General features: G+C 36.0%; 15 protein-coding genes. 2 read left to right on the forward strand and 13 right to left on the reverse strand.

What is annotated here, in order from left to right:
* Positions 1-4 precede the first annotated feature (4 nt).
* The 6 genes from OL225_RS13300 to queG all read right to left on the reverse strand — a co-directional run bounded on the left by OL225_RS13300 (position 5) and on the right by queG (position 4938).
* The gene (locus tag OL225_RS13300; protein ID WP_413541849.1) at positions 5-1093 is read right to left on the reverse strand and encodes an efflux RND transporter periplasmic adaptor subunit; all 1089 of its coding nucleotides are present in this window, start codon (positions 1091-1093) and stop codon (positions 5-7) included.
* A 59-nt stretch (positions 1094-1152) separates the two neighbouring features.
* On the reverse strand, positions 1153-1404 hold the full coding sequence (locus OL225_RS13305; protein WP_264518580.1) for a hypothetical protein: 252 nt from the start codon (positions 1402-1404) through the stop codon (positions 1153-1155).
* A gap of 397 nt (positions 1405-1801) precedes the next feature.
* Positions 1802-2254: an SRPBCC family protein gene (locus tag OL225_RS13310; protein WP_047377129.1), complete on the reverse strand. Its 453-nt coding sequence runs from the start codon at positions 2252-2254 to the stop codon at positions 1802-1804.
* Positions 2255-2305: 51 nt separating this feature from the next.
* Entirely contained in the window at positions 2306-2953 is a 648-nt protein-coding gene (locus OL225_RS13315) for a murein L,D-transpeptidase catalytic domain family protein (protein WP_264518581.1), read from the reverse strand.
* A 3-nt stretch (positions 2954-2956) separates the two neighbouring features.
* Positions 2957-3640: a TIGR02117 family protein gene (locus OL225_RS13320; RefSeq protein ID WP_264518582.1), complete on the reverse strand. Its 684-nt coding sequence runs from the start codon at positions 3638-3640 to the stop codon at positions 2957-2959.
* Positions 3641-3999: 359 nt separating this feature from the next.
* Positions 4000-4938, reverse strand: coding sequence for a tRNA epoxyqueuosine(34) reductase QueG (gene queG, locus OL225_RS13325; RefSeq protein WP_047377211.1), 939 nt, complete (start codon positions 4936-4938; stop codon positions 4000-4002).
* Between the two features lie 176 nt (positions 4939-5114).
* Between queG and OL225_RS13330 the strand changes: the two genes are divergently transcribed.
* Entirely contained in the window at positions 5115-5414 is a 300-nt protein-coding gene (locus tag OL225_RS13330) for a rhodanese-like domain-containing protein (RefSeq protein WP_047377132.1), read from the forward strand.
* Positions 5415-5442: 28 nt separating this feature from the next.
* Positions 5443-6060, forward strand: a complete 618-nt coding sequence (locus tag OL225_RS13335; RefSeq protein ID WP_264518583.1) for a hypothetical protein — start codon at positions 5443-5445, stop codon at positions 6058-6060.
* Between the two features lie 87 nt (positions 6061-6147).
* Here the strand turns inward: OL225_RS13335 and OL225_RS13340 are convergent, their stop codons facing one another.
* The 7 genes from OL225_RS13340 to mutY all read right to left on the reverse strand — a co-directional run bounded on the left by OL225_RS13340 (position 6148) and on the right by mutY (position 12602).
* On the reverse strand, positions 6148-6924 hold the full coding sequence (locus tag OL225_RS13340) for an alpha/beta fold hydrolase (protein WP_264518584.1): 777 nt from the start codon (positions 6922-6924) through the stop codon (positions 6148-6150).
* A 15-nt stretch (positions 6925-6939) separates the two neighbouring features.
* Positions 6940-7929, reverse strand: a complete 990-nt coding sequence (locus OL225_RS13345; RefSeq protein WP_264518585.1) for an NAD(P)H-dependent flavin oxidoreductase — start codon at positions 7927-7929, stop codon at positions 6940-6942.
* A gap of 72 nt (positions 7930-8001) precedes the next feature.
* Positions 8002-8499: a hypothetical protein gene (locus OL225_RS13350; protein ID WP_264518586.1), complete on the reverse strand. Its 498-nt coding sequence runs from the start codon at positions 8497-8499 to the stop codon at positions 8002-8004.
* Positions 8500-8560: 61 nt separating this feature from the next.
* On the reverse strand, positions 8561-9928 hold the full coding sequence (locus tag OL225_RS13355; protein WP_264518587.1) for a peptidylprolyl isomerase: 1368 nt from the start codon (positions 9926-9928) through the stop codon (positions 8561-8563).
* 86 nt (positions 9929-10014) lie between these two features.
* Positions 10015-10938 (reverse strand): PfkB family carbohydrate kinase, encoded by a 924-nt coding sequence (locus tag OL225_RS13360; RefSeq protein WP_047377137.1) that lies wholly within the window; start codon positions 10936-10938, stop codon positions 10015-10017.
* Positions 10939-10965: 27 nt separating this feature from the next.
* Positions 10966-11523, reverse strand: a complete 558-nt coding sequence (gene gldD / locus OL225_RS13365) for a gliding motility lipoprotein GldD (protein ID WP_047377138.1) — start codon at positions 11521-11523, stop codon at positions 10966-10968.
* A 44-nt stretch (positions 11524-11567) separates the two neighbouring features.
* Positions 11568-12602 carry an A/G-specific adenine glycosylase gene (mutY, locus tag OL225_RS13370; RefSeq protein ID WP_264518588.1) on the reverse strand — a complete coding sequence of 345 codons (1035 nt, stop codon included), beginning with the start codon at positions 12600-12602 and terminating at the stop codon, positions 11568-11570.
* Positions 12603-12648: the final 46 nt, after the last annotated feature.

Genomic DNA, 12648 nt, shown 5'->3' on the forward strand with positions numbered 1-12648 from the left:
AAGGTTAATACTTCTTTTTGATTTTGATGATATCGCCGTCTTTCAAAGACTGAGTTCCTTCATAAATGATTAAATCTCCTTTTTTAAGACCGCTTTCTACCATATAAGAATCCCTTAAAGTAGTTCCGATCATAATGCTGGTCATTTTCACTTTATTCTGTTTATCCACTACGAAAACATAGGTCTTATCCTGAATGGAAAAGGTTGATTTTTGTGGGATAAGAATTGCTTTACTCTGTTGCTCAGAAATAATAAGCTTTCCGGAAGTTCCGTGTTTGATCAGACGGTCCGGATTGGGGAACAGCACTTTATAACGGATGGAACCTGTGGCTCTGTCGATTTCCCCTTCAGCGGTTTTCAAAGCTCCGTTGAACTGGTAATTGACTCCGTTCGGCAGTGTCAGTTCAATCTTTTGATGACTTCCGATCTTATCGTTGGCCAAAAGCTCAAAGTATAAGTTTTCAGGGATGGAGAAATACGCGTATACCTCATTCAACTGAGACAAAGTAGTCAGCAAAGTGCCATTTTCCACCAAACTTCCGTCTTTATGGGGAATCACATCAATCACCCCGTCAAAAGGTGCCGTGATCTTTGTAAAGCTTATTTTCTGAAGAACCGTTCTCTTCTCTGCATCAGCAAATGCATGTTTTGCTTTGGCAGAGGACAATTTTGCCTTCACCATTTCCAGTTCGTTATTGGCTACAAATTTTTTAGCATGAAGACTCTGAATCTGCTTCAATTCTACTTCTGCAATACGGACATCAGCTTCTGTCTGCTTTAGTGCCGCATTGGCTTTCAAAAGTTCCATCTGCAGCTCGGCATCATTGATTTTGAATAAAGCCTGCCCCTGATGCACAAATTGTCCCTCGTTTACATAAATATGCTGTATAATACCTCCAATTCTGGAACGCATTTCAACATTTTTTTTAGCCTGGATATCAGTGACAAACTGGTTGCTCACCAATGTATCTTTTTCTTTGATTTCCAGTACAGGAACTTCTTTATCTCTTTTATTATTTTTCTCTTTGTCTTTACTGCATGACATAGCGAATAATGTTGCCAGAAGGCAAATTATTACAGTTTTAAAATACATTCTTAAATGTTTAAGTTATAAAATTTCGTTAAAATAATTTGATTTTCAGTAACTTAAACCTAGTACAACTGGAGGAGATGGAGAAAGGATTTAACTCCACAAATAGTAGATACAGCAATCTCCGGAAGTGTGATTTTGGGAATAACTTTTAATATTCCTGAAAAATCTGCAATTGCAGGAACATTTTTTTTAACGGAATGTTTTACAATTTTGGCAGCAGCAGGTAATGCATGTGTGTTCATATCTGCCTCTTCGTAAACATCCAGAAGATAAATATTGGTTACATGGGGAACATGAGGAATATTCTCCAATGATTTTTCTGCCCAATTCGAATTGAAAAGGGAAAAAACCAGTATGATATAGAATATGAAAAATGACCTCAGACCTGCCATGTCAACCAGAACACATTAGTTTTTTAGTAAAAACGATATTCCTGCAAAAATAGTCATTTCTACTGGAAAATCCGGTCATTGAACTGTTAAAAAAACTTAAACAATGGGTGAATAATTCCATCATTTGGAATTTGGATTCCTACGGGATGACAAATAGAACGCGAAGTCTATTCATCCAGTCTGTCATTCCGTAGGAATCCAAATTTTAAAATTCTGAATGAAAAATGGCATTAGGTTTTGGCTAAAGCCAGTTAAATTTTCATCTGTTATTAAACGGGCTAAAGCCCGTTTCTATTGAATAATTAAAATTGTATAACTAGAATAATTTACTAAGTACTCTGAAACGGTAGTCAAAGATATGTTCCAGTTTCTTTTTGACGAAAAGACGATGAGCAATTTCTCCTAAAAATCCCATAGGCAGCTCATAGTCTATGGTATCTCTCATCAGAACTCCTTCGTCATTTGGAATAAATTCATGATGGTGGTTCCATAATTTATACGGGCCTTTTTTCTGGAAATCAATAAAGTTTTTTTGAAAATCAACGTGGGTAATTTCTGTCTGCCATTTCATTTTAATACCAAACAATGGAGAAACATAATAGTCGATGAGCATTCCTTCATAGATTTCATCATCTGTCATTTCCGTCAATACAATAAAGCCCATGTCTTTCGGAGTAATTTCTGAAAGGTTATTGGCAGAAGAAAAGAATTTCCAGGCAGTTTCTATATCACAATTTAGCTGTTGTTCGCGGAAAAGCGTATGTTTCATAAGAGGGAATCAATTTACATGATAGTTACGAAACAAATGTATAACAAAGATTTAATTATATATCCACATCAGTACAGGTTTTCCTGATTTCTGAATCATCGGATCAATTTCCTTCATGGCGTTGTTGGAAATAGTGGGACAACCCCAACCTTCTGGAGATCCGTTCGGGAAAACTTCAGTATCACTCATCATGTTCCAGGAATGAAAGACAATAAATCTTTTTAAAGCATTGCTGTTTGTTTCTTCAAGGCCGTGCATAAGATATTTAATATTGATTCCCCAGTCGCTGTAACCTCTGCCCTCAAGCTTATATTTTCCTAAGGAGGAAAGGTGGCTTCCGTCTTCATTACTGAATCCCGGATTTGCTTTAGAATCATCTTTACTCCATGAATTGGAACCACAGCCATGACCTACCAGATACTTTTTTGAAATCTTATTATTTTTAAAATCCCAGACAAAAAAGCGGTTAACACCTGAATGGAGACTCATATCAATAAGGATACAGAAATCATTATTAAGATCCTTTGAATTGCAGAACTTCAATGCTTCTTCTGCTTTTATTTTTAATTTGGAAAGATCGGCTTCAGGTCTTTTTTCTGTAACCAAAGGCGGTTCCATTGTTGTTATTGTATTGTTTTTTTTCTCCTGAGAACATGAACACAGCCAAAGCGCAATGAAAAACAGATAAATCCCTTTCATGAGTTATTTATAGTGCTGAAAAATTCCGAAATCCGATGGAGTCCAAAGTGCTGCTTTCTGTCCTGCAGCCTTTAAAGCATTATTTGACCAGGTATTACAAGTGTAAAGAAAGCTATAGGTACCTTTGGCATCATAAAAGGCATCATTATCACTGTACACTGCATTTGTAGGAATTAACATGAAGTTACCATTCTGATCTCTGTCAAATTTATCTTCTACAAATTTTACCAGGTTCTCATACTGTTTTCTGCTGACCATGATCATTTTACAATCGTCACCCTCTTTCATAGTATTATAATAGGTACAGTGCATTGCTGAATCGCTTAGCCAGAATGCAGCTTTCACAGCAGTTGAAAATTTCAGATCAGCCCATGTGGGAGTATCAAGATAGAATCCTTTATCTCCCCAGCCTATTCCGATATACTGATAATCTGTTTTTTTTGATTTTGTATTGGCAAAAGGAATTTTCAGGCTCCAGTCCTGAAGGTCGTTTTTTACAGGCATTACGATATCAGTATGTACTCCGTTGGTATATATATAGATTGGAATTTCTTTCTTCTGTCCATCATCTTTTGCAGAAACGGGGATATAAGGAATCAATAACCCAAGGATTACATAAATAATCACAATTCCTAAAATAATTCCTATCACTTTCAGAAGATACATTAATATAGTTTTCACGGTCATGTTTTTTAATAAAATTTAATCTTTAATTTTAGTAAAAGTATTTGTTTTAATCGAAAAATTAGCTATATTTAGTTACGAAATATTCACAAATATGCGTAAAAATACTAAATCCCAAAAAAGGTTTAAAGTAAGAGTAAAAACTGCTCCTAAAAGAATACAAAAAAAACGTTGATTTTCGGTGAGATTCTGATCTCCTGAAAATCTTTTTTTCTTTATAGGAAAGGCTTTTCAAGAAACTTATTGATATAAATCTTTACCTCCTTAAAGCTGAAAATTTAAGGAATGGTCGATTATCAGCTCTGGTTTGGAACTATGAAAAATTCCAAAGGAAGGATTGTCACCGAAAGTTCAGGGAAAAATCAGTCAGAAGACTTCTGTAAAAACTCAATATTTCTCTTGAGCCCAGCAAATTTGGTTCTTTTCACAGGGGATTTTCTGAAGATTTCCGAGAAAATTTCCTGGGTAATTTCTTTCCATTCTCCTTTTTTGAAGTTTTTCAAGGCTTCATTAGGTTTGAAACGGCTTTGTTTATTGGGCGCTGAGAAACGGTTCCATGGGCAAACATCCTGGCAGATGTCACAGCCAAACATCCAGTCTTCCATTTTATCTTTAAAATAATCCGGAATTTCATTTTTGAGTTCTATGGTTGCATAAGAAATACAACGGCTTCCGTCAATAATTTTCTCAGAAACAATAGCATCTGTGGGGCATGCATCAATACATTTTCTGCAGCTTCCACAATGGTCTGTAGTGGCATGATCGGCAATCAGTTCCAGATCACAGATAATTTCAGCCAGAAAGTAAAAAGATCCGTTTTGCTTGGTAATAAGATTAGCATTTTTCCCCACCCAGCCAATTCCGGATTTTCTGGCCCAGCTTCTTTCCATAATGGGTGCAGAATCTACAAAAACGCGGAATCCGAACTCCCCTATTTCCTCCTGCAGCTCTGCCACCATCTCACGGAGAATTTCTTTGATTACTTCGTGATAATCTTCTGCATAAGCATATTTTGAGATTTTATAATTCTCTAATATTGAAATTTTTTCCTCGGGAAAGTAATTGTATGAAAGTGAAATAACAGATTTGGAACCCTCTACCAAAAGCCGTGGGTCAAGTCTTTTATCGAAATGATTTTCCATATATTTCATTTCGCCGTTATAATTATTCTTAAGCCATTTTTCAAGATGGTGAGCATCTTCTTCCAGAAAATCAGCTTTAGAAATGCCACAACTCTGGAATCCAAAACTTTTTGCCTTGGACTTTATCAGTTGGGAATATTTTTCAGCGCCTGCATTCATAATTTCACACTGCAAAATTAAGATTATTTTATCAATCTTCTGGCTTCTGCGGAGGTTCATCTGAACTCCTGTTTCTATCCTGTTTCTTTTCTGAAAAAATTATGTTTTAATTAGGATTTTTTTCAAAAAAAAATTGCGTAATTTCGTTACTTATTTAATGTTTAAACCCAACAACTATGTCTTTAATAGAAGTAATACAATCCGGAAACTATGAATTAATCGACGTTCGTGAGCCAATGGAGCTTGAAATGGACGGCAATATAGATGGTGCTAAGAATATTCCTCTGGGTGAAGTAGAAGATAGACAGGATGAGATTCTATCTATTGAAAAGCCGGTAATCTTATTCTGCAGAAGTGGAAACAGAAGCGGAAAAGCATTGGATTATCTTAATGCTCAAGGATTAAAGGACGGTTATAACGGCGGAGGCTGGGCTGAGCTGAAAGCTGTTCTGGAAGCAAATCAGGGAACTTTTTAAAAGTTCCTTTTTTTATCCTATTATTTCTATGAATCTGAAAAATCACTTTGACCAGCTTTGTGCACCATTTACCGAAGATCAGCAGTTAATCAGCGATCTGTGGAAGGAGATTGAAACCAAGTATTCTGAAAAAGGCAGGCACTATCATAATCTTCTTCATCTTGAAAATATGTTTTGGGAGCTTGACGCAGTGAAAATGACTATCTCAGATTTTACAGCTCTTTCTTTTTCTGTATTCTATCATGATGTGATTTATGATGCAACTTCCAAAGCCAACGAAGAAAAAAGTGCTGCCAGGGCAGAAAAAAGACTTGCTGAACTTCACGTCAATAAAAACAAGATTTCAGTAATTTCAGAACAGATTCTTGCTACAAAATCTCATCAGCGTTCTGATCAGGAAGACACGAATTATCTTTTGGATGCTGATCTTTCTGTATTGGGCAAAGATTTTAAAACCTACCTGGAATACACTCAAAATATCAGAAAAGAATATTCTATTTATCCTGACTTTCTTTATAAACCGGGAAGAAAAAAAGTGCTTAAGCATTTTCTGGAACTTGAAAGTATTTTTAAAACAGAATATTTTAAAGAAAAGTATGAAGCTCAGGCAAAGGAAAATATTGCTAAGGAACTTCAGTTACTTTAATTCAACAGTATATCTTTAAGTTTTCCCATTGAAAAAGACATCCTGATTACAAGATGTCTTATAAATATTGTTACCGCTCATTATGTGTTAAAAAAATTTACTGATAAATTCTGCTGCTTTCTTCAATACAAGTTCAGGAACTTCTTTATGAGGCGTATGCCCTATATCTGGAATGATATATTTTTTTGCACTTCCACTCACCTGAGTAATGGTTTTCTCTACCTGATCCAATGTACCATATTCATCGGCTTCTCCCTGGATGAATAGTAATGGAGCAGTAATGTCTTTCAACAGATATTCAATGTTCCAGCTTCTGTAGTCTTCACTCGTCCATGTTTCTGTCCAGGCTCTGAAAAGCATTTCTACTTTATCCCCATGATATTTTTGTAAACGTTCTGGAAGATTAGTCGTTTTATAAGCATCCCATGCGTCATAGACACCTTTCAACGTTACGTCTTCCACAAAGATATGTCCCGCTTCACAGATAACGGCTCTTACCCATTCCGGATAAACCGCTGCCATAATCAGGGCGATTGTTCCTCCATCACTATGTCCGAATAAAATAACATCCTCAATATCAGGTTCAATTTCAAGCAAGAGTTCATTCAATACATGAGCTTCTAGTTCCATATAATTCACAGGTCTTACATGAGTAGGCATGGGGTCTGATTTTCCATAACCTAAACGGTCATAAGTAAGTATATTGCATTGTGTAGCTTCGGATAATTTGGCCGGAAAGTCTCTCCAAAGCTGTACTGAACCTAATGAATCATGCAGAAAAACAATGGTGGGTCTGCCTTCAAACGGATTATTGTGTTCTATATATAATTTTTTACCCTTTACATCAATTATTCTTTCCTCCATTGAATAAAATTATATTTAAAAAGTTGGCATTCTTACGTCTTCAAATTCTTTTAACAGATGACTGAAAACAGCTTCCACCGGAAGAATTTCATCAATCAGGGCAGAAACCTGACCTATTTCCAGTTCTCCATCTTCCATATCACCTTCAAACATTCCCCGTTTTGCTCTGGCTCTTCCCAATGAGGCCACCAAAGCATCTTTATTTCTTCCAATCTGATAGATGTCTTCCAGTTCGTTGAAAAATTTATTTTTAACCATTCTTACAGGTGCAAGTTCCTTCAAAGTAAGATGAGTATCTCCTTCCTGAAGTTCTGTAATTTTCTTTTTCCAGTTTTCATGGGCACTGGCTTCTGTAGTGGCAGCAAAACGGGAACCTATCTGTACACCATCTGCTCCAAGAATCATTGCTGCTTTGATCTGTGAACCTAAAGCAATTCCTCCAGCAGCAATTAATGGTTTAGAAATATGCTTCTTTACATTCGGAATAAGACAGAATGTAGTTGTTTCATCTCTTCCGTTGTGGCCTCCAGCTTCAAAACCTTCTGCAACGACAACATCTACTCCTGCGTCTTCACACTTTACAGCAAATTTGGTAGAAGAAACTACATGAGCTACTTTTATTCCTTCTTTCTGAAGGGTTTCTGTATAAGTTTTCGGGTTACCTGCTGATGTAAATACAATTTTGACTCCCTCTTCAAGAATGATCTGAATGATCTCCTCAATATTAGGGTATAACATGGGTACATTTACCCCGAAAGGTTTATCTGTAGCCTGTTTGCATTTTTGGATATTTTCTCTTAAGATATCAGGATACATGCTTCCTGCTCCAATTAAGCCCAATCCACCACAATTGGAAACCGCAGAAGCAAGCTTCCATCCGGAATGCCAAATCATTCCTGCCTGGATAATGGGATATTTGATATTAAAAAGATGTGAAATTCTATTTTGGGTGGTCTCCATATCATGAAGTTTTTTTGCAGCGTTGAAATCTATAAAATTGCTCATGTGTAAAAATACTAAAAACAACGATTTCCAGAGCCTTCCATGATTAAAAAATATGCAGAAAACCTCATATTATCATTTTTTATACCGTTCCAAAATATGGTCAATAACAGAACTTATTTTGAAAAAATTCTGAGCAAGTTCAGCGATATTCTTTTCTAAATCATCTATATTTAATTCTATCCAGCCCTGCATTAAAGTCAGTGGACCATAATCTACACTTATATTAGGCCAGTCTTCCCGGTGTTTAAGAAATTCTTCTCTAAAGGCCTGTGCAAAATCTCTTGCAGGTATTTTATAGTCTTTCAAAGTTCTTAGTTTAAGAGCATGAATGTTATAATAGATCTTATTTTCGCGGATAGTCTCATCATTTACCCAAACCGAAAAGAAAATCCGTCCCCCGGCGTCTAAAGGTGACAATAGATCTCCGGACCATTCCGGTTTATAAACTTTAAATGCAACAGATTCTAAAATGGTATCAACCGATAATTTCAGCCTGTATTTACTAAGTGTTTCTTCAGAAATTTCAGATGCTGCAAGATGAAATTTTTCAAGGTAAAGCGTATTATCCATATGCTCAGTTTTTGTAAATATATCAATAAAAAAACCTTCAGAAGTTCTGAAGGTTTTTTTATTATTTTGCCATGGATTGTTTCTTCCAGTTAGACTTGAAGCTACAGTTGTCGTAGCGTCCGTCAATGGAGATAAAAGTTGTTGGTAACTTAGAGTTGACAAACTTTTCAACCATTTCACTTTTCTTTTTATTCAGTGCCATCTGCTTGATTCTGCTGAAGTCTGTTTCCAGTGTAATCTGGTGAGAAGGAATCACATCTTCAATTTTAATGATTTTGATCTGCTTTCTCTTGTTTTCTTCATCTTCAAAAGCGGTAGTCATGTCTCCTTTGTTCAATCCTGCCAATTCGTAGCTGATTGTACCTGGGATACTTTCTCTTTCAATTTTATCAGAACCATCAGCCCCAGGAATCACCCCTGCGTTGAACTTTGTTCTTTTATCATCTGAGAATTTAAAAGCAGCATCCTTAAATGTCATTTTACCATTTAGGATAAGACCTCTGATGCTGTCTAGTTTTGCCTTTGCTGTTTTAAGCTCTTCATCAGTAGGTACTGCTTTTAACAGGATATGTCTTGCATCATATACTTTACCTGATCTTTTCAACAACTGGATAATGTGGAATCCGAATTCTGATTCAATAGGATCTGAAATTTCATTTTCCTGAAGGTTCAAAGCTGCAGCTTCAAATGGCTTCACCATCTGCCCTTTATTGATATTTTTATATAATCCTCCGTTAGCGGCAGATCCTTCATCTTCAGAATAAATTCTGGCCTGGCTCTCAAAAGTCTCCCCTCCAATAATATCCTGCTTGATCTTTTTCAACCTGTTGATAAGCTCTTGTTTGTGTGCTTCCGTTAATGTAGGATAGATCATGATCTGAGCTAAAGTAACTTCATCTTTTACCTGTGGCAGCTGTGATTTATACATATTGTAGAAATCAGTCACCTCATTTGGAGTAACGTCAGCTTTATCGGTAACTCTCTGGTATTTTGCCTGTCCGTAATACTGGTCTGTATCTATCTTTTCGATAGCATTTTTCATCTCATAAGCGTTTCTGAACTTATAAGCGGCAAGCAATGTTTTTTCATCCGGAAATTGAGAAAGCAACTGACGGTATTTTGCGTTAGCCTGTTCTTTGATTGCTGCAGAACGGTTTTCAATTAAGGTATCTTTTTTTGCTTCGTATACAAGAAGCTTGTTGCTGATAAGGTTTTCCAGGAACTCACACTTATCTGTGTTGGCAGCTCCCTGCTGTTTCCCATAATTCATTTGTTCAAGTACATCAGATTCCAAAACAATCTCATCCCCGATAACAGCTGCAATACCATCCACCAAATCTCCTTGTTTTAGCTGGGCATTCATCATATTTGAAGAGAATATCATGATGAAAACCCCAAGAAGAAAAGTGATTTTTAGTTTATTTGTCATTTTACTATTTTAACAAGTTGCAAATTTAGAATTCTTAACGAATTTCACTCAATTTTTTATTATAAATATTTCTTAAAAAGACTTATTTACTGCAGTTCAACATCAAAAGTCGTTAATTCTTTGAATTGTCTTAATCTGCTGAACATATCTGCTTCGCTCACTTCCTCTATTCTTTCTGTTCCAAACTTCTCCACAGTGAATGAAGCCATAGCAGATCCTACGATAAGAGCTGATTTCATTGTATCAAAATCTATTTTCTCTTTTTTAGCAAGATATGCCGCAAAACCTCCTGCGAAAGTATCTCCCGCTCCTGTTGGATCGAAAACATCTTCCAATGGAAGTGCCGGAATAGCAAATACTTTATTGTCATGGAAAAGTAAAGCTCCGTGTTCTCCTTTTTTGATGATTACGTAATCAGGACCCATTGTGTGGATCTTTTTAGCAGCTTTTACTAAAGAATATTCTCCTGAAAGCTGTCTTGCTTCTTCATCATTGATGGTAATAACGTCTGTTTTAGCAATCATATCCATCAGGATATCCCATGCAGAATCCATCCAGAAATTCATGGTATCAAGGATTACCAGTTTAGGACGGTTGTTCATTTTTTCAAGTACAGATAACTGAACTCCAGGGTGTAGGTTTCCAAGTAATAAAATTTCGGCATCCTGCATTGAATCCGGGATTTTCGGATCAAAATTTTCCAAAACGTTTACTTCTGTAGCCAAAGTATCTCTTGTGTTCAGATCGTTGTGGTATTTTCCAGACCAGAAGAATGTTTTTCCTTCTTTTACGATTTCAATTCCTTCGATGTTTACATCTCTGTCTGTGAACATATCAAGATGTTCTTGTGGAAAGTCTCCTCCTACTACAGAAACAATTCCGGATTTAACGCCTAAAATTGATGAAGTGATTCCGATATAAGTGGCTGCACCTCCTAAGATTTTATCCGTTTTACCAAATGGTGTTTCAATTGCATCAAATGCAACACTTCCTACAACTAAAAGTTTCATATATTTTTCAATGTATATTAAAAGTAATTATTTTTTCCATTCAAAAGTGTCCAGCATATGTTTCATATCATTTTTGATATAGTTCACTGCAGGCGCAAGAGAGTCCGGTTTCGGTCTCGTATTAAAGTATAAGTAAGCAGTAACGAAGTGTTTCGTACTGTCTGTAATGTAAAACTGAAGGTTGGAAGCACTCTGTCCTTTCAGTTCATAGAAGTTCCCGTATACTTTCTTTTCAGGGTATTCAAAGGATTTCGTATCTATGGAACTGGCTTTGATGGTATGCTCATATACCATTTTTTCTGCTTCTTTGATATGGTCTGCAAAGTCGTTTTGTATAGGGTAATAGGTAACGAAAAGCTTTGCCTTCATTTTAGGATAATTCACATAGAACCAGCAAGGTTTTTTAGCAGGTGCAATAGAAGCAAAGTCCGAGTACTCAAAGGTATAGGCACAATCGTTTTCAAACTTTTGGTATTTCGGTGCAGGATATTCAAGACGCAGTTCTCCATAAGGTTTTGGGGAAGGGTCTTTTCCACATGAAATTAAAAGCAGTGATACAAAAATAAAAATGACTTTTTTAATCATTTTGCAAAAGTACAAATTAGATTTCAGATTTCAGAAGACAAATTTCAGTCTTTCAGAGAGTTTTGAATGTAATTTTCCAGGGGTTTCGGAAACGATTTTTCATGAGAGCCTTCAACATCTGTAATCAGGTATTGATTTTCAGCTATAAAATCATTCCATATCTTTTCTGAAGTAACCTCAACATTCAATATTTCAATACTTAAATTCTTATGAGTAAGTTTATGAGCAACCGTTTTTGAACCTGTAATAAATGCTTCCATTTCCGAAGAAATAGTCTCAGGAAACTCAAACAGCTTTTTCCAGATGAAATCATCTTTTCTCTGACGGATTAAAAACTTTCCGTTTCTGTGAACAAAATAATAGGTTAAAGCAAGATCTTCTGTTTTTACTTTTTTTGTTTTTACCGGATAATCTGAAATTTTCTGCATAGCAAATGCAAGGCAGTCTTCATTCACAGGACATTCCCCACACAATGGATTTTTGGGTTTACAGATTTCTGAACCGATATCCATCATCGCCTGGTTAAAGTCTCCCACATTCTCAGGCATCACCAAAGCAGCCAGCTCAGAAAAATAAGTAAACGCTCTTGAATTTGAAATATCAAAATCATCCGCAAAAAGGCGGCTCAGAACACGGTAAAAATTCCCGTCAACGGCAGGCATTTTCCCATCAAAACATATGCTTGAAACGGCTGCTGCAGTATATTTCCCTACTCCTTTAAGTTTTAAAATTTCTTCGTATTGTTCAGGAAAGACGCCCTGATAATCATTCATAATCTGCCGGGCAGCTTTATGGATATTGATCGCTCTGGAATAATAGCCTAATCCTTTCCAATAAAGTAAAACTTCATTTTCTTCAGCTTCTGCCAAAGTTTTTACATCGGGAAATCTTTTAATGAAATTATTGTAATGATTTAATCCCTGATTGATCCTCGTCTGCTGAAATACAATTTCACAGATCCAGATTTTGTACGGATCTTTTGTCTGTCTGAAAGGTAAATCTCTTGCATTATTGCTGTACCATTCCAGAATTTTGCTGCCAATGTGTAGAAAATCCGAATTTCTGCTATCCTTCTCCAAAAAATTTTTGTTTTGCTTTTTAAAAGATACTTAGTGAACTTCGTTC

Origin of the sequence: Chryseobacterium viscerum (genome assembly GCF_025949665.1) — a bacterium.
Classification (GTDB): domain Bacteria; phylum Bacteroidota; class Bacteroidia; order Flavobacteriales; family Weeksellaceae; genus Chryseobacterium; species Chryseobacterium viscerum_A.